Here is a 15,900-nt window from a genome sequence, read left to right as displayed (position 1 = left end):
AAGATATCGGGAGGAATGCCGCAGCCATTATCTTCAATAATAATTTCGACATGCGTAGTATTGCATGTTAGAGAGATAATAATAGAGCCATTAGAATTAACTGCCTCAATACCATTATTAATGAGATTGGATAGAACGCGCTTAAAAGAATCAGGGTGTATCTTAGAAAAACAATTATATGAGTGGTCGGACCCAAGTAAGTTGATTTGGATTTTGGTTGCGTAATATTCATATCTTTTTTCTGCAACGATATTATCTAAAACTACAAATATTAATTCTGGAGAATTATTCATATATATTTCGCTACTTTTACAGTCAAGCAAATTATTTTTTGATTGTAAGAGTAGGTTATTAGCAATATCATTGATTCTTTTAGCTGCATTTCTGATCATAATGCGTTTATTTTCAGGAATCGATGTTACATCAGATACCGCGGTGTTTATTGCCGCTAATGGTGATCGGATATCGTGAGCAACAAGCTCAGCAATATTTTTTCTTACCTCGTAATAGGCTTTTTCTTTCTGTAAATTGATTATTTCTCGATGTTCATCAATAAATTTATTAGCAATTTGTCTATATTCATTAATTTCAACTTTTGCAAAATCAACAGCATTATTAGTTTGATGTGATGAAATAAAATCAAGCAAGTATTCGGTATTGTTTGCTATTTTTTTTCTCATAGAAAGGAATAGAAATAAGAAATTAAAAAGAAATATTCCAAGTACGATCAATAAAATTAACAAAAGACCATAGGACACTGGCAAAGTATAGATAGAATTATATTGCTTACTTGCAACCACCGAGCCCAATATCTTTTCATCATTTTTAATTAATGTTATACCAGAAATTTGCCCATTATCTTTTTTGCATAGAAGGTAATTGCTTTTGCTGTTTTCTTCGCAAGTACCTACATCTTCTATTTTATTTTTTAAAGGAACAAATTTTATTGAGTCTAGTTTGCGTTCATTACCTAAATTGTATAGTACTAAATCAAGAGCATCCTTATTATTAAGCAGCTGATACCTACCAATTTCATCAGTGGTAAATGAGTCGTTAATAATTAAATTTCTGGAAAAAACACTCATCTGATTATGAAAATAATCTTTTGCAAGCATGAGTATAAATCCAAAAATAATAAATTGGATTAGAGCAGAATATGCCATTTTCTTGATAAAAATTGCTTTGATTGAAGAGCTTTTATTTTTCATAAGCATATCCATTGCTATTAACTGATAAAATAACGTAATTGGTCGATCGATGAAATTGACCATTATTTAAATAAGCCCCGGTAATGCCAATATAATCAGTACTTAATATGCTGTTTGTATTGACGATACCGGTTCTATTCAATGCTTTCAAAATAATCTTCATCGAATCATAAGTGTATGCTGCCAATACAGTGGGTTTTTCATGGAATTTTTGAATATAAATATTTTCAAATTTAGTTAAAGCATCATAGGGCTGTATAAAATCCAAATTGCGGATAAAATGAGAGTGAATTACTTTATCATTTAGTCGCATAAAAAATGTTTGACTAACTGAAGAACCAAAGTTTTCTGTGCCAATAAAAACAGTGCTATGGTTATTCATAATATTGGCAATTTTTGCTGATGCTATTGCACCTGACAATAAAAAAACATATTGATATTTTCGTTCCTTCAAAAAAATCCTCAATTTTCCCTCTATATCGCTGTCATTTTCTAGAAAATCGAATGTAGAATATTGTACGTGTTCATTTTTTAGAATGCTGGAATACACTTCCTTATACTTTAGCATCTCATCACGGTTAATTTCCGTTATAAGCAACACGTTGTTTATATTTTTATAGCGCCCATGTAAGTAGCTCATCATTTTGTCAGCTTGGTAATTATAGCTTGGCATAAAGATGAAAATATTCTTAGGTAATTGATCAGAGTTGGTAGTGCTAGCGTAGGAAGTAAAAATAGGTATGGTGTCATTTTTCTGTTCTTTTACAGCTAATAACAAGTCTGATAGATATTCAAACCCAATAATTGCAGAGCAAGAGTCATTTACCATTTGATTATAAATATGCATTGGCTCTAATGGTCTGTTATTATAAAAATAGCTCTTAATCACAACTTTGTTAGAGGGATCATTTTCTTCTTTAGCAAGATATGCTGCATTTAAAAAAGACTGACCATATGATTTTAAATTTTCAACAATCCTACCGGTTAAACATATTTTAATTTTAGATTGTGCGTGAACAACAGTAGATATTAATATAGAAAACAATAAGATGATTGCCTTAGAGCTATTTAATAAATTCATTTAAAAGCTCACTAAAACGATCATTCTCTTCTAGATGTGGGTAGTGAGAAGATTTATTGAAAGTTATAATTTCATGATTGTTCGCCAATGCTATTTGGTGTCCGTTCATGACAAAATCGTGAAAACCATTTATCCATAATTTACGGATTTTAAGCTCATTAATATTAACAGAAAAATTCGCTTCTTTTGAATAAAGATCTTTTCTTACACTGATAAATGTGTTCATTTCTAATGGTAAATTGATGCTTTTTTGGACATTTTGGACCAAATCATAATATTCTAAATTGGCCCAATATAAATAAGGTCTCTCTATATTTTCTTGGAAAACTGGAGTTAATTGTTCTGATAGTTCCCAGATTTTATTAAGGTCAAGATTATTAATTTCATTTAATATTTTGTTATATAGCTCTAAATTACTTTTTTTCAGATAGGATAGGTCTAGCATTAAATTATTCAAACGAGGTGTTAGTATTGATTGAGCGGTAGAAACAAAAACACCAGGGATGGTAGACTCATAACTTTTGTAGTAATCAAAAAGAAGTTTTGCACCATAGCTATGTCCAATCAAAGCATTGATGTTAAGATTAAAATGGTCATCAAGGTATAGAATTATTTTTTGCAAATCATTTATATTATCTTGCTGTAATACTAGCTTTTCAATTTTATTAGATTTACCGCAATTTCGTTGATCATATAGAATAATATTGCACTGCAGAGAATTAAATAAATTATGATGATCAATAAGATACTCTATGGTTCCACAATTGAGACCTGGGCCACCATGAATGAAAAGAGCATAAGGTAGATTGGAGCTTTTAGTAAATCTGACTATATAAAATTCTTGATGTGGCAAAATATCTTTTTTGTAAGCTTTCATTAGTAATTATTTTCTCGAAATATTCTGCGGATCCATACAATTGGGGCAGCAAATTTAATGGCGGTATTTTTTATTTCTTTTTTCACTAATGTAGTTTTTTCATTTAAACAAACTAAGTCATAGCGAGCTGGTTCTTGTCCATGTCTTAAGATCCTGACAAATACTTCATCATTGTCTGCAATAATAATACAATCTTTGCCAATGGCACTCTCAATATTGTTGACTATTATACCGCCAACATAATTCCCAGGGTATAAGAAAGGGATCATGCCATCATCTTTTATAACGGTGTCAATAGAGTGTTGTAGTTCTCTGAATAGTAGTAATTCTTTAGCTATGTGGTTTTCGTCAGCCTCTTGGATATCTAGATCTTTTGTGATTATTGTGGCATTTTTACCAATGCCATGCATTAACCATGATTCTGTACAATAAATATTTAACTCTTTAGCTCGTTTAACGATTTTTACAGCCCCCTGCTGGGATAAACCTCCTCCCCAGGCCAATTCCCATCCCTTTAATGATTGAGCAGTAAAATTAGAATCGCGACAAAAATCTTCTCGTGTAAAAGACAGGAGATGCTCGCGTATGAATCTTATTCTCTTGCCCCGAGACTCGGGGGATGAAACATTGTCTATTACAGGATTGCTCATATTTAAATAATTCAGTCAGGTGCATGTTTATTCTATGATATACCAAAATGGTTAATAAATCTTCGTAAGAATTTACCAAAAAAATAGTATAAAAAACATCAAAATACAATGCGTTATAGCATATAAGGTGTAACAAATCATTAAAAACTTACCTTCATGGTAAAAATATCGTTGTAATTTTTACCATGAAGTGATAGTCTTATCTAAATAAATTAGATAAATAAAAGGATTTGTTGATGAAGTTTGATGTTGAGTTATACATTAATGCTAGGAAACAAATAGAAAAAAAGTTTCAATTATTGCCCTATGGTCCTAGATTAATTATTTATGAGCTATTAAATCTTGCAAATCCTTTTACAGGAATTGTATCTGACATTAGTTATCGTGATCTATCAAGATCCTTAGAGATTAAAACCGCTCCAGGTCGAATCAACAGTGGTGTTCCATCTAAGCAAACCATCAGAAATTTCATAAAGTCTATAGAACATGAGTGTGGCGAATACTTTCAAGTTATAACTGAAGGGCAAAATTTAAAATTTATATTCCCAGAGGTTCCTAAGATCTATGATCAATTGATTAGAAGGAAAGAATTTAACACAGATCTTAATTCACCTAAATCCCTTATAGATTCTGATAGAGAAGGAGATTTAGAGGCAAAATCTAACGTAGAAGTTAACAGAGAAGCTAACACACTAAAGAACTCTGCAAAGAATATTAATATATTTAATATAACTAACTCAAACAAACAAACTGAAATTGCGAGCAATGATTTTTGTCGCAGCAAAAAACCAATTTGCGATGACTTTTACCCAAACACAAAAACCATCGAAATGGCATTTTCCATGGGACTAACCAAAGTCACTGACAAAGAAGAAATTCAGGCGTTTATCAAGCACAACAAGAAACAAAACACTCTATGGGCTGACTTTAATCCAGTATTCATTAACTGGCTGGAGCGAGATGCCCAATACATCCAAAAACAACTACAAAAGGCACAAGGACAATTAAGGAGTCATCACAATGAGCGTGGTATCAATCAAAGCACTCTTAACCAAACAGCACTCGAACAAGTCAGCGAACATCATGGCATTTCAATCGACTCACTCTGGGACACCTCAGGCAGTGAACTCAACTCCGGTGCATTTATCGAAGGAACACTTGTCCAGCCTCTGGATGAAGCTGACCGCAATATACGGGCAACTTTTTATCAGTAAGCATGGAGTGAAAGATACTGGAGTTTGGTTTGCTGCACTTAAGGATTTAACTCCAAAAGCATTAGACAGTGGTGTGGAACGATTAATGGCCTTGAGTAAAGGCGACAAGTTTTGTGAATTTCCACCCAACTGCCTGCAGTTTCGAGCTTTATGTCTTGGCTTTTATAGTGATTTGCGCCTGCCTTCTGCTGCCCAGGCGCATAGGGAGGTTTTAAACAGCGCTTATTCAACGAACCCAAACTGGAGTCATGCAGTGGTTAAATTTACTGCTAAAAGACTGGGGCTTAAATTTCTGGAAATTGATAATGAAGGCCATTCTTTTGCAGTATTTAAAGAAGCATATGAACAGGTATGTCATTTAATGAGACAAGGACACCAGATCCCGGAAATTAAAGAGAAGGTCTTGTGCACTTTGCCTCAATCAAAAGACATTGCAACAACACACCTTGCGAAAATTCGCCAGTTATTGGGAGTTGCATGATGAAACAAATTCCATGTTTAAAACTGTTTACAAAGGAAGAACTGTACTGTCTTTTAAACGCCTGCTCCGAGTCATTGGCTCTGGCCTATCAGGAAATACCTGAATGCGATTTCTGGCACATTGCGATGGAGGCACGATTGGCATGCGAAGCGCTTCGATTCGAGATTGATTCACAAAAAAAAGAATATTCAATTCACTAACCAATAAAAGGAACACAGCATGTTAATACTTACACGTAGAATAGGCGAAACCGTACTAATCAATGATGACATTTATATCACCGTGCTCGGTGTTAAGGGTAATCAAGTCCGCTTAGGGTTCGATGCACCACAAGATGTAATCATTCATCGTCAGGAAATACATCAAAAAATTAAAAAAGAACAATCTCTGTTTTTAAATAAGCCTGGTAAGTGGAAGGAAGCACGGGGCGCACTGACTCATTAACCAATCAAATCACTATACTAACGAGTTAAGGGAATAAAATGAAACCATGCATTAGCCAGATACAAAAGGCAATTACCACTTTAGCTTTAACTGGATCTTTTGCCCTGTTGGTGAGCTGTGCTGCAACATCAACAGTGATCGAACATCGTAACTTAGAAACAGATACAAAACTCAGCCAAACGATTTTTCTTGATCCTGTGGCTCAAAGTCAAAAAACGATTTACATCACAATTAAGAATACTTCTCAAGAGTCATTATCCATTGATAAGTCACTAAAGCAGGCATTAGAAGAACATGGCTATAAAGTGGTTGGAAATCCATCCAAAGCCCATTACCTGCTACAAGCCAATATTTTAAAGGTTGGAAAAATGAGCGTGTCTGCAAGTCAGTCTGCGCTAGGTGGCGGGTATGGCAGTGCATTGGCGGGGGCTGCAACAGGAACTGCACTGGGTGCATTAAGCGGTCATTCAAGCACCATGATTGGTGCAGGTATTGGTGGAGGAATTATTGGTTTGGCTGCAGATTCTCTAGTCAAGGCAGTGAATTACACGATGATTACCGATGTACAAATTTCTGAGCGCGTTGGAAAGGGTGCCGTTCATGAACAGTTTAATTCCAACCTTCAAAATGGCACTGCATCTGGAACCACCCAGACATTGAGCAAACACAGTGATTACCAACGCTATAGAACGCGGGTGGTATCCAATGCCGATAAAGTCAATCTGAGTTTTGCAGAGGCAAGACCCGCATTGGAACAAGGTCTGATAAAAACATTAGCGGGCATCTTTTGATGCAGCCTGATTAAAGATTCATGAAAAAAAGTGCATGGGATTTAAAAAAAACACTAATTAGTTAAAGAGGGAATAGTAATGAGAAGCAATGTAATAGCAGGACTTATCATCACCGCACTGGGTTCTCCCTGTGCGGTTGCAACCAGTTCGAATCACTACGATTTAGAAAGACGAATTTTTGATACGTCTTATCAACTCAACCAGATTGCCAAAGAAAACGACACCGATTTATGTTCTGGAGATGTCGCAATTGCAGCAGCCTACCTGGAGTCAGCAGGAGCGCAATTGCAGCATCATAAAAAAGACAGAGCAGTTGTTTCTATGGCTTATGGATACAATGAATTAAAAGAAATCAGCAATGTAAGAAGCTACTGTACACATTTATCACCGAAGGTAAAACCCTATCTTGCACGAGTCATTGTGATGAAAAGTGAACTTGAGAACATCAACATGCCAGAAACAGACCAAACATCGGACTAAGTTTAAAGGTTTAAGTTCATAACAAAAATAAAAGGAGCACTTAATGAACCCAATTAAAACACTCATGCTGTCGATGACCCTCATCGTTGTGAGTGGAGTTATTCACGCAGAACCCACAACACTGCCTGAAAACAACTTTAAAATTAATCACAATCTGACTGCCGTTTCAACTGAAAATGATGAACAGGATGTCGAATATTTTAAACACATTCTTTCCGGTGGAGCGCTTTTTACGCTTTTGTTATCAATGGATAAGGAGGTTCCTGACGTAGCCAAATCAGTTGAGTATGTGGCTTTGTTCAAAAAGCTGGATTCTGCAAATCACTTACTGACACAAATTTTAGTTGAACTTAAAAAAAACAGCCACCTATTAAGTCAAAGCATGCTCGATAAAGGAGTAACCATGGATGGATAAGCGCTCTTTATAAAACCACAAAAAAAACGATTCAATAAATAAAAAGAATAAAAAATGAGCACAAATTGGGGGCTCAGTGGATTTTTTTAACCAAAAAAGGAGAATGTGATGAATTATAGAACAGCAATGAACGAGTTGAGCATTAAAGGTTATCTGTATGCCAGGCAACTGCTCCCTTTTCTAATGATTGGTTTGGCACTGTTGTGTTTGATGCCTGACTCTTGTTTTGCCGCTGAGAATCGGCTTTCTGGATTAAAAGAGGAAGTAAAGGCAACCTTTGGAGCTGATTCAGATCTCCCTTACTTTCTTTTGTTAGCAGAAGGGCTTGCAGGGGCTTATGCCTACATCAAAACCAAAAATATCGCAGTCCTTGCGGGTGTTCCTGTATTGATGGTGTTTACTCACTGGGCATTGAAATAATGGCTCGCAATTACCAAACCTTTATGCTCTCTGATGAGCCCAAAATTGCGGGTATTCCTGTTACCACAGGCCTGCCCATTTTTTTACTCACGGGAATTGGGCTTTTAACAGGACTTGCCTATCAGCTTTTTATGATAGGCGCAGCCCTAAGCGTTGCGATGCATGTCAAGTATGGCGGACTGCCTCTGCGGAGTCTGTTTGCCATCGTGTACTGGTCGCTGCCTCACCGGTTAACGTCCCTTTTATTTCGAGCTTTGCCCGATTCTGCCAACCGAATTTATATCAGGTGATTTAATGGATACTTCTTTTCGTGATAATGCGATTGCAAAAAACAGACTGTTATTCAAGCTGACGCTGATTTGGGCGCTATCGAGTACGTTTGCAGTTATTGTTCTTTGTGCCTTAAATTTTTATACCTTACTGCATAAGCAGGTTCACTGGCTTCCAGTGTGCACTGGTTCTGAGTTTAGCATTGGTGATAAAGGCTATTCACCCGAGTACCTGAAAGAAATGACGCAGAAAGCAGCTGACTTACGCCTGACCTACAACCCAGAAACCATTGATGCACGCTACACCATGCTGTCTCATCTGATTCCAGCGAAATACCAGGAATCGTTTTCCAAACTATTGGATGCCGAGCGAAAAACAGTACATGAAAAAAACGTAAGCTCAGTTTTTTATGCTGAAAAAGTATCGGTGGATGTCACTAAAAATCAAGGTCAAATCGAAGGGCAATTGTATCGCACAAGCCATGGGCTTCAATTAAAGCCACAACACAAAATGTATCGAGTTCAGTTTTCACATCAATCAGGCCTTTTAAATCTTGTGTCCATTCAGGAGATACACCGTGACTAACTCAATTTATGAAAAAGCTAAAAAAACAATTCTTCTCATAAGTCTTTTGTACTCAGGAGCTGTTTGTGCAAGCACTCCTCCTTCGGTCATCGCCTTTGAAGAGGGAGAGCAGTTTAATCTGACTTTATCGAGTATTAACTTTAATCGTGTGTTTGTTGAAGGGGAATCGATTACTAAATTAAGTTACCCAGAGCATGCTATTACAGTAGATAAAAGTGAGATGGATAATCCCGAAAGCACGGATTCTTCGGTGTATATAAAGCCTAATTTTCAAGTTCCCATTACCCTGTTTCTAACTACAGATAAAGGACATCACGTATCACTTACCTTGACACCTGATGAATCGGTTGGAAAAACCTTAAGACTTGTGCCTCGCGCTCAAACAAAATTGAAATTTGTGAAACTGGATACCCCTGATGCCAGCGAAGTAGATGAGGCAATCGCTGCCATGAAAGCAGGGGAGACTCCCAAAGAATTTAATGAGAAAAGGGTTATTCCAAGTCCTTTTTACATTAAAAAAAACATTAAGGTAACTCTTGAAAAGCAATATCAGGGTAAGCGTTTCACGGGCTATGTCTATCGGTTAGAAAATACATCAAATCATGAACTAGCGCTTACAACAGCCTTATTTGCCCATAAGGATGCCCAATCTCTGTCATTAAGTGATGAGGCACTCCCACCTAAAAAAATCGCTTATTTATACGGGTTATACAGCAATCAGGGATAAACCAGGAGCTGCTTAAAATGAGTTGGAAGGAGAGTAGGTAATGTTTAAAAAAATAAAACAATGGTTGACGCTAAAGCCTCAAAACGCCAATAAGCTCGCTAAAAAGGAACAATTGAAGCATGCAGCCATTCTATTACTGGTGGGTGGCGCGTCCTATGGATTTTATTGTTACTCATCGGCTGAGAAAAAAAAGCCAATCCACCAGGAAGAAGCTTCGTTCGAGAGTATTTTTGAAAGTACTTTTAACCAGGGCAGTGACGAAGCACTCCTTCTGCAACAGCAGCAACAAATTGATTCTTTAAAAGAGTTAGTGGCAGAACATCATAAAAAACAGCAGGAAGCAGCACCTGTGAACACAGAAAATTCGGAAACAAAAGCCTTGATGCAGGCTATGAAAGAGCAGCTTGCACACCTTGAAGAAGAAAATAAAAAAATGAACGAACAATTACAGGTTGCACTGGTTTCTAGCCGCCAGGCAAGCCTGGTCACCGTTAGGCCGCCAACTCGTGAAGAGATGGAAGCACAGCAAAAGAAAAAGCATCAGGCAGAGCGCGAACTGCTGGCAAAATCAGGACTGGAAACAGTGCAATTTAACAACCGGAAGAAAAGAAACAAGGAAGTACGAACCGCTAAAAATTACGTTTGGGCGGGAACCTTTGTTGAAGGGGTGTTGCTGACTGGGGTTTTAGGTGATGCAGGAATAAACGGCTCAAAAAATATGGGAACTGCTTTAATCCGCCTTACCAGCGGAGGAATCATGCCCAACAACCAGCATTCTCATTTGGAAGACTGTGTCGCACTGGTATCCACTTATGGTGATTTATCAGGAAGTTCCGTGGTGATGCATTTAGAAACACTGTCTTGCGCAGGAAACAACATCAATTTTGAACAAAAGGCCTACGGCTCTGTATTTGATTTGGATGCCATGCAGGATTTACGCGGAACTTCCATTTTAAAAACAAAACCTCTGTTAACCTATTCGGCAGCGGCAGGCATGCTGGCAGGATTTGGTGATGGTTTAAAGAATTTAAATACCGCTCAAACAATCAATCCAGGGGCTGGCACCATTACGACCTATGGGCAGGCATCAACCCTTGCTCAATCGGCTGCTGGTGGTGCGCTTAGTAATCCTGCCAATCGTATTTCAGATTATGTAATGCGCATTGCCGATATTTACCATCCATTGGTTGTGGCACGTGCGGGTCGTCGTGTTTCAGTTTTATTTACTAAAGGCTTTTGGATAGACAAAGAACATCAGGTGTATGAGTCAGGACGAGCCATCAATGAAGGACGTGCCCAAAACGAGTCTGGGGTTACAACCACTATAAGCCGTGCCTATGAATTAAATACACACCCAGTGAATGACGCTTCATTGATGCAGTCCAATAATCAAGAGCCCATGGTTCAAACCGTTAATCCTGTTGAGAATCCACTATTAAATCAACCAGGACAACCCACTACCCCATTATTTTCAACCGTACAAAATGAGGAGCCACTTCATGATTAAACCTCTATTTTTATTGAGTACCCTTTTCTTAGTGTCGCAGTTATCTGCCTGCTCCAAATCCATCCTGGACAACGAGGATGCCAGATGCCCCTTTGCTGACAGGGGTGGTTGTCAAAGCATGGAGATGGTGAATCGCATGGTACAGGAAAAACGCTATACACCCGATGGTCAATTCGTGCAGCAGGCAAAAAGCCAGGTTCTTTATTCAGGTTATAAGTAGGCGCTGACCAGTTCACAGGAGAGAAGCCATGTTTACAAACGCTATAGAATGGGTCCAAGATACTTATGAGTTGCTAAAGGAGACCTGGAATGACAAAGGGCTAACGGGCAATGAATCCGATTTTGACCTCAAGACACATCAATATCCTTCGTTTACTGAAAAAATACTGCCTTATCAATATTTTGATGAGGAATCGAAGCTATTTTTTAACGAATACAACGCAGGATTAATTTATCGCATTATTCCTTTAACAGGTGCGAATGAACACATAGCGGAACAACTGGATACGCTGCTTCAATCTAAAGTGTCGCATGAGTTCACCTTGCAGTTGATTTGTGTCAAACACAATCAAGTTGGGAATGATATTGAAGCGTTTACTTCCCAGTTTGCAAAAAGCGAATTTGAAAATTTAAGCCTGTTAGGAGATAACCTTAAGGCCTTTTATCAAAAAGCCGCCATCCATGGTTTTAAAACCAACACGATGCTTTCACCGCGATTAACGCATACAGATTGCTATATCGTTATTGATAAAATCAAAAAAGAATCCGAGAGTGATTTAAAAGCCTGTTTTGGCCAGTTTCGCGTTTCGTTTGAAGCATCCTTAAGTGCTGCAAAAATTGGATTCAAGCAAGCGGATGCAACTGATTTTTTGCATTTGCTTCACTTTTATCTGGATAATTGCCCTGATGTCATTACTCCACGCCCTGTGATTTATGATAAAACCAAATTACTCAAAGAGCAGGCACTGTCTCATGACTTTGATATTGAATTTAAAAATAATGAAGTAGTGATTCAAGGAGTTAATGAATCTGGGCGTATTTATGAAACAGCAGTCACTGTTCTGACCATTGATCGCCTGCCTCGCCAGTATTGTTTATGGGAGAACATTAATAATACCAGCAATATTTTTCATCCTGATAAAAGAATATCCTGCAATCACATCATCTCGGTCATCTATCTGGTCGAAGAGCAAGGACGCGCTCAGGGTAGGGCGAATCGTAAAACCCGTGATTTGGATAAAAAATCTAAAAGTGATTACGCATTAAATGTGGCGGGAACGGAGGAGCAGGCACGGGTATGGCGTACCTTTCGTGATGATTTATCCTCACAAAAGACTCGCTCTGTAAAGATGCTTTATAACGTGGTTCTTTTTTCAAGACCTCATGAGAAAGAGCGTGATGTAGAAGCTGCTCGCACCGTATTTGCGTTTAATGACATTAAACTGGCATTGTGTAAACGCATGCAATGTCCCTATTTTTTAGTCTCGATGCCGTTTTTTTTCACAGGAAATCTGGTTAAGGATTTTTCTCTTCCCACAATGATGTGGCCAATTTCTTCATGGAATGCAACTCAATACATGCCCATTCTTTCTGACTGGCGCGGAGTAGGTAAGGGTATCTTGTTGCCTACCATGCGCGATCAATTTGCCTGCATCGATCCTTTCTCTGGTGTATTTGGCAGCAATTACAACATGGCTGTCACCGGAACCTCGGGCGGCGGAAAAAGCTTTTTTATTCAGATGCTGATGCTCAATATCCTGTTTAATGGCGGAGATATTTTCATTATTGATGTAGGTGGGAGCTATAGAAAACTGTGTGAGGCGCTCGGTGGGACTTATCTTGAGTACAGCAATTTGGCGATGAATCCCTTTACCCATGTAACGGACATTTTACGGGAGATTGATGACATTATTGCCTTGTTTGAATTATTAACCTGCCCAACCAGCGGTGCTACAGATGACGACCGAGGCACTTTAAGAGAAGCCATTTTAACCGCTTTTGGGACAACTCAGAATCAAACGCGCATTGATGAGGTTGCAGGAGTCTTATTGTCGTTGTACGAGCACGACCGCGAAACCTATCCTACAGCGCGCATTTTGTCTAAGAACCTCCAGCGTTACTGTTCTGCCTCAGAGCATGGCAAAGCGTTTAATGAACCCTCTCAGCTATCACCGGATGCCCGTATGATTGTAGTTGACTTGAAGGAAATTGAGGACAATCAAAGTATTCGCGCCCCGGTTCTTCTGTCCGTTATTTCCCAGTTTCAAAGACGTATGTTCAACTCAGACAGAAATAAACAAAAGATGTGCATCATTGATGAAGCCTGGTCATTTTTTACAGGAGATTCAATTGCGGTGAACTTTATTACCAAAGGCTTTCGTACTGGTCGGCGACATAAAGCATCATTTGTCACGATTACTCAGGGGATTGAGGATTATTTCGAATTTTCAGAAGCGCGAGCTGCCTGGGAAAATTCCGCATTAAAGCTTGTTTTTTTACAAGAGGAATCACCGCTTTTAGAACATCAAAAAAAGCATGAGACTTTTTCAGACTACGAGATGACTATTCTCAAATCATTCCCAATAGCGAAAGAAGCGGGTTTTTCTCAAGTCTTGCTGCGTGCTAATGGTATTTCCTCCTTTCATCGCTTGTTTGTTGATCCGTTTACTCGCGTGCTTTTATCTTCCGATGGTGATGATTATCAGGCAGTCATTAATTATGTGGCACAGGGTCTGTTATTTCTGGATGCGGTATCGCAAGTGGCAAAGGAGCATTATGGGAGGGCTTATGCAGCTTAACCGATTCAAAACCATACACTGGGTCTTTGCAGGAATTGGCGGATTAATTGGAATTCTGGCGGGTATTTTAGTGATGTGGCCTAAGCCTTTTCCTCTTTTGGTGGTTGACATGAATCGAGCCATTGAAGCGCCTTCGGTAATGCTTGCTCGTTCCAAACTGACTCATGAAGAACAATTAAAAATAATGGAGCGCTTTTCGCGCACCCTCCCAGAAGTCATCAAGGATTATGGGGCGTCACATCGGGTAACCCTTGTGAGTGCGTCAGTATTAGCGGGTTTCAAACCGTCCCATGTGGATGTGACGGATGAGCTTATTGCCTTGACCATAACAAGGATAAAACATGAAGCGCGCTAGTAAACGATTGTTTCTCCTTATTCTAGGTTTTTTCTGTCTATTAGAACCTGTGGGTCATGCAAAAAATATAGGTCATTATGGTCAGACATTCCCTGTCAAGGAAGAGGATATAAGGAAAGTCATTATGAACAAACTCTATGCATTGCAGCAAAGCGGTGATTTAGAGCATGTTCAGCGCGATTTAGAGCAAAAAGCCGCACGTCAGGCGATGAGGCCAACCCCTTTGGCATTGAGCACGACTCGCAAGCCTAAGACGTTTTGCATTTCACCGGCAGTGACTATATCTCATGATGTCTGGACACCTGATGGGCACTTAATTGCAAAGGCAGGAACTCGGATAAATCCATTTGAGCGCGTTCACTTCCTTAAAACCCTGATTTTTTTTAATGCAGATGACGCGGGGCAGGTTGCCTGGGTTAAAAAACATTACACCGACTTTAAGCACGTTAAATTTATTTTGACTGGCGGAGATGTTCGAGTTGCTGCAGAGCTTTTTGGTCGAATTTATTTTGATGTAAATGGCAACATTTCATCCAAACTTCACCTGCAACACGTTCCAAGCGTAGTCAGTCAGGAAGGTCTTTATTGGCAGGTCAAAGAAATAGGAGTGAACGATGAATAAACGATTCTTCTATTCGATTGTTGTGGGCTTATTCTTCATAGGTTCACTACATGCATCACAATGTAAGGGGCATTTTGTCAATCCTATAACCGACATTTGCTGGGATTGTTTGTTCCCTTTAACCATTGGTTCCTCCGAAGTAGTAAAGAGCCAATATCCTGATACGAAAAACCCTGGCAGCCCTGTCTGTTCCTGCCCAAACAAATTACAGCTTTTAGGAGTGACCATAGGTTATTGGGAACCCTTTGCGTTAGTGGATGTGACACGAAAGCCTTATTGCATGGTGAATCTTGGGGTGCAATTACACATTAAAGATCAGGGGCTGGGTGGTTCACAAATGCCTGATACCGATGGGCGGGGCGCATTTTATTACGTGCATTGGTACAAATACCCACTCATGTATTGGCTGCAGGTACTCACTTCCATCGGCTGTATGGAGACAGAAGATTTTGATGTGATGTATTTGAGTGAACTTGATCCGACATGGAATGACTCTGAGTTTGCCTTTGTTCTTAATCCTGAAGCCACCTTATTTACCACACCGCCAGTGCGTGCGTCTTGCGCTGCAGATGCAACCAAAGCATTGGCAGGGACGGCCATGGATTCTTTATTCTGGTGCATGGGCGCTCAAGGTTCCACCTATCCTCTCAATGGTTTTGTTGCCAATCAGGCAAGTCCCATTAGTGCCGCAACGCTTCTGACAGAACGCACCGACTTTAAGCTTCATCGCCTTGGAGCAATTAAAGATTCCGTTGGTAAAGATTGGCCTGCACTTTGTAGCACCTATCGCTCTTCCATTTTACCTAAAAGCCGGTATCGCTACCAATTAGTCAATACATTGCCTGATGCAAAACGCTGCCAGCCCTTTGGCCGTTCAGTCATTACCTGGGAAGCCGGACATACCTATCCTGGGGATGGGGATAATTTTGGTTTCATGATTTGGCGCAAGAGAAATTGTTGCTTTTTATAAGGAGG

21 protein-coding genes are annotated in these 15,900 nt (G+C 39.0%); 17 read left to right on the top strand and 4 right to left on the bottom strand.

Going from position 1 to position 15,900, the window contains the following annotated elements:
* The 4 genes from B5D33_RS15755 to B5D33_RS15740 form a co-directional block, all read right to left on the bottom strand.
* On the bottom strand, positions 1 to 1,208 hold a 1,208-nt coding region (locus B5D33_RS15755), incomplete at its 3' end, for a sensor histidine kinase (RefSeq protein ID WP_139364760.1).
* Complete coding sequence (locus tag B5D33_RS15750; RefSeq protein WP_058453019.1) at positions 1,198 to 2,289, bottom strand: ABC transporter substrate-binding protein; 1,092 nt, start codon at positions 2,287 to 2,289, stop codon at positions 1,198 to 1,200. The genes B5D33_RS15755 and B5D33_RS15750, both read right to left, overlap by 11 nt.
* Entirely contained in the window at positions 2,273 to 3,166 is an 894-nt protein-coding gene (locus B5D33_RS15745) for an alpha/beta fold hydrolase (protein WP_058453018.1), read from the bottom strand. The genes B5D33_RS15750 and B5D33_RS15745 overlap by 17 nt, the downstream gene beginning before the upstream one ends.
* A complete protein-coding gene (locus B5D33_RS15740) occupies positions 3,166 to 3,816 on the bottom strand; it encodes a helix-turn-helix domain-containing protein (protein ID WP_058453017.1) in 651 nt (216 codons plus the stop codon). The genes B5D33_RS15745 and B5D33_RS15740 overlap by 1 nt, the downstream gene beginning before the upstream one ends.
* Positions 3,817 to 4,052: 236 nt before the next feature.
* On the opposite strand from B5D33_RS15740, the gene B5D33_RS15735 reads away from it, so the two are divergent.
* The 17 genes from B5D33_RS15735 to traU all read left to right on the top strand — a co-directional run bounded on the left by B5D33_RS15735 (position 4,053) and on the right by traU (position 15,895).
* The gene (locus B5D33_RS15735) at positions 4,053 to 5,030 is read left to right on the top strand and encodes a hypothetical protein (protein ID WP_058453016.1); all 978 of its coding nucleotides are present in this window, start codon (positions 4,053 to 4,055) and stop codon (positions 5,028 to 5,030) included.
* Between the two features lie 7 nt (positions 5,031 to 5,037).
* Positions 5,038 to 5,511 (top strand): hypothetical protein, encoded by a 474-nt coding sequence (locus tag B5D33_RS15730; RefSeq protein ID WP_230308827.1) that lies wholly within the window; start codon positions 5,038 to 5,040, stop codon positions 5,509 to 5,511.
* Positions 5,508 to 5,711, top strand: a complete 204-nt coding sequence (locus B5D33_RS15725) for a hypothetical protein (RefSeq protein ID WP_014845157.1) — start codon at positions 5,508 to 5,510, stop codon at positions 5,709 to 5,711. The genes B5D33_RS15730 and B5D33_RS15725 overlap by 4 nt, the downstream gene beginning before the upstream one ends.
* A gap of 19 nt (positions 5,712 to 5,730) precedes the next feature.
* Positions 5,731 to 5,955 carry a carbon storage regulator CsrA gene (csrA, locus tag B5D33_RS15720; RefSeq protein ID WP_058453014.1) on the top strand — a complete coding sequence of 75 codons (225 nt, stop codon included), beginning with the start codon at positions 5,731 to 5,733 and terminating at the stop codon, positions 5,953 to 5,955.
* Positions 5,956 to 5,993: 38 nt separating this feature from the next.
* The gene (locus B5D33_RS15715) at positions 5,994 to 6,746 is read left to right on the top strand and encodes a complement resistance protein TraT (RefSeq protein WP_058453013.1); all 753 of its coding nucleotides are present in this window, start codon (positions 5,994 to 5,996) and stop codon (positions 6,744 to 6,746) included.
* A gap of 78 nt (positions 6,747 to 6,824) precedes the next feature.
* The gene (locus B5D33_RS15710; protein ID WP_058453012.1) at positions 6,825 to 7,226 is read left to right on the top strand and encodes a hypothetical protein; all 402 of its coding nucleotides are present in this window, start codon (positions 6,825 to 6,827) and stop codon (positions 7,224 to 7,226) included.
* 43 nt (positions 7,227 to 7,269) lie between these two features.
* Positions 7,270 to 7,641 (top strand): hypothetical protein, encoded by a 372-nt coding sequence (locus tag B5D33_RS15705; RefSeq protein WP_058453011.1) that lies wholly within the window; start codon positions 7,270 to 7,272, stop codon positions 7,639 to 7,641.
* A 108-nt stretch (positions 7,642 to 7,749) separates the two neighbouring features.
* The gene (locus B5D33_RS15700; protein ID WP_042238383.1) at positions 7,750 to 8,061 is read left to right on the top strand and encodes a type IV conjugative transfer system pilin TraA; all 312 of its coding nucleotides are present in this window, start codon (positions 7,750 to 7,752) and stop codon (positions 8,059 to 8,061) included.
* Positions 8,061 to 8,351, top strand: coding sequence for a type IV conjugative transfer system protein TraL (gene traL / locus B5D33_RS15695; protein WP_042238380.1), 291 nt, complete (start codon positions 8,061 to 8,063; stop codon positions 8,349 to 8,351). Before B5D33_RS15700 ends, traL begins: the two co-directional genes overlap by 1 nt.
* Before the next feature lie 4 nt (positions 8,352 to 8,355).
* Complete coding sequence (locus tag B5D33_RS15690; protein WP_058453010.1) at positions 8,356 to 8,916, top strand: TraE/TraK family type IV conjugative transfer system protein; 561 nt, start codon at positions 8,356 to 8,358, stop codon at positions 8,914 to 8,916.
* Positions 8,909 to 9,643, top strand: a complete 735-nt coding sequence (gene traK, locus B5D33_RS15685) for a type-F conjugative transfer system secretin TraK (protein WP_058453009.1) — start codon at positions 8,909 to 8,911, stop codon at positions 9,641 to 9,643. Before B5D33_RS15690 ends, traK begins: the two co-directional genes overlap by 8 nt.
* Before the next feature lie 40 nt (positions 9,644 to 9,683).
* Positions 9,684 to 11,150, top strand: a complete 1,467-nt coding sequence (locus tag B5D33_RS15680) for a TraB/VirB10 family protein (protein ID WP_058453008.1) — start codon at positions 9,684 to 9,686, stop codon at positions 11,148 to 11,150.
* On the top strand, positions 11,143 to 11,370 hold the full coding sequence (locus tag B5D33_RS15675) for a hypothetical protein (protein WP_021460420.1): 228 nt from the start codon (positions 11,143 to 11,145) through the stop codon (positions 11,368 to 11,370). The genes B5D33_RS15680 and B5D33_RS15675 overlap by 8 nt, the downstream gene beginning before the upstream one ends.
* A gap of 28 nt (positions 11,371 to 11,398) precedes the next feature.
* The gene (gene traC, locus B5D33_RS15670; RefSeq protein WP_058453007.1) at positions 11,399 to 13,948 is read left to right on the top strand and encodes a type IV secretion system protein TraC; all 2,550 of its coding nucleotides are present in this window, start codon (positions 11,399 to 11,401) and stop codon (positions 13,946 to 13,948) included.
* Positions 13,938 to 14,303 (top strand): TrbI F-type domain-containing protein, encoded by a 366-nt coding sequence (locus B5D33_RS15665; RefSeq protein WP_065240031.1) that lies wholly within the window; start codon positions 13,938 to 13,940, stop codon positions 14,301 to 14,303. Before traC ends, B5D33_RS15665 begins: the two co-directional genes overlap by 11 nt.
* Positions 14,290 to 14,925, top strand: coding sequence for a type-F conjugative transfer system protein TraW (gene traW / locus B5D33_RS15660; protein ID WP_058453005.1), 636 nt, complete (start codon positions 14,290 to 14,292; stop codon positions 14,923 to 14,925). The genes B5D33_RS15665 and traW overlap by 14 nt, the downstream gene beginning before the upstream one ends.
* The gene (gene traU / locus B5D33_RS15655; protein WP_042238371.1) at positions 14,918 to 15,895 is read left to right on the top strand and encodes a conjugal transfer pilus assembly protein TraU; all 978 of its coding nucleotides are present in this window, start codon (positions 14,918 to 14,920) and stop codon (positions 15,893 to 15,895) included. Before traW ends, traU begins: the two co-directional genes overlap by 8 nt.
* Positions 15,896 to 15,900: the final 5 nt, after the last annotated feature.

This window comes from Legionella maceachernii (assembly GCF_900167045.1).
In the GTDB taxonomy this organism is placed as follows: Bacteria; Pseudomonadota; Gammaproteobacteria; order Legionellales; family Legionellaceae; genus Tatlockia; species Tatlockia maceachernii.
The sequence above is the reverse complement of the archived record's forward strand: the minus strand, read 5'-3'. Positions and strand labels throughout refer to the sequence as shown.

Excerpts from the sequence above, each read along its gene's own strand:
- B5D33_RS15750 (WP_058453019.1), bottom strand. The coding sequence starts at position 2,289 with ATGAATTTATTAAATAGCTCTAAGGCAATCATCTTATTGTTTTCTATA.
- B5D33_RS15745 (WP_058453018.1), bottom strand. The coding sequence starts at position 3,166 with ATGAAAGCTTACAAAAAAGATATTTTGCCACATCAAGAATTTTATATA.
- B5D33_RS15740 (WP_058453017.1), bottom strand. The coding sequence starts at position 3,816 with ATGAGCAATCCTGTAATAGACAATGTTTCATCCCCCGAGTCTCGGGGC.
- B5D33_RS15735 (WP_058453016.1), top strand. The coding sequence starts at position 4,053 with ATGAAGTTTGATGTTGAGTTATACATTAATGCTAGGAAACAAATAGAA.
- B5D33_RS15725 (WP_014845157.1), top strand. The coding sequence starts at position 5,508 with ATGATGAAACAAATTCCATGTTTAAAACTGTTTACAAAGGAAGAACTG.
- csrA (WP_058453014.1), top strand. The coding sequence starts at position 5,731 with ATGTTAATACTTACACGTAGAATAGGCGAAACCGTACTAATCAATGAT.
- B5D33_RS15715 (WP_058453013.1), top strand. The coding sequence starts at position 5,994 with ATGAAACCATGCATTAGCCAGATACAAAAGGCAATTACCACTTTAGCT.
- B5D33_RS15710 (WP_058453012.1), top strand. The coding sequence starts at position 6,825 with ATGAGAAGCAATGTAATAGCAGGACTTATCATCACCGCACTGGGTTCT.
- B5D33_RS15705 (WP_058453011.1), top strand. The coding sequence starts at position 7,270 with ATGAACCCAATTAAAACACTCATGCTGTCGATGACCCTCATCGTTGTG.
- B5D33_RS15700 (WP_042238383.1), top strand. The coding sequence starts at position 7,750 with ATGAATTATAGAACAGCAATGAACGAGTTGAGCATTAAAGGTTATCTG.
- traL (WP_042238380.1), top strand. The coding sequence starts at position 8,061 with ATGGCTCGCAATTACCAAACCTTTATGCTCTCTGATGAGCCCAAAATT.
- B5D33_RS15690 (WP_058453010.1), top strand. The coding sequence starts at position 8,356 with ATGGATACTTCTTTTCGTGATAATGCGATTGCAAAAAACAGACTGTTA.
- B5D33_RS15680 (WP_058453008.1), top strand. The coding sequence starts at position 9,684 with ATGTTTAAAAAAATAAAACAATGGTTGACGCTAAAGCCTCAAAACGCC.
- B5D33_RS15675 (WP_021460420.1), top strand. The coding sequence starts at position 11,143 with ATGATTAAACCTCTATTTTTATTGAGTACCCTTTTCTTAGTGTCGCAG.
- traC (WP_058453007.1), top strand. The coding sequence starts at position 11,399 with ATGTTTACAAACGCTATAGAATGGGTCCAAGATACTTATGAGTTGCTA.
- B5D33_RS15665 (WP_065240031.1), top strand. The coding sequence starts at position 13,938 with ATGCAGCTTAACCGATTCAAAACCATACACTGGGTCTTTGCAGGAATT.
- traW (WP_058453005.1), top strand. The coding sequence starts at position 14,290 with ATGAAGCGCGCTAGTAAACGATTGTTTCTCCTTATTCTAGGTTTTTTC.
- traU (WP_042238371.1), top strand. The coding sequence starts at position 14,918 with ATGAATAAACGATTCTTCTATTCGATTGTTGTGGGCTTATTCTTCATA.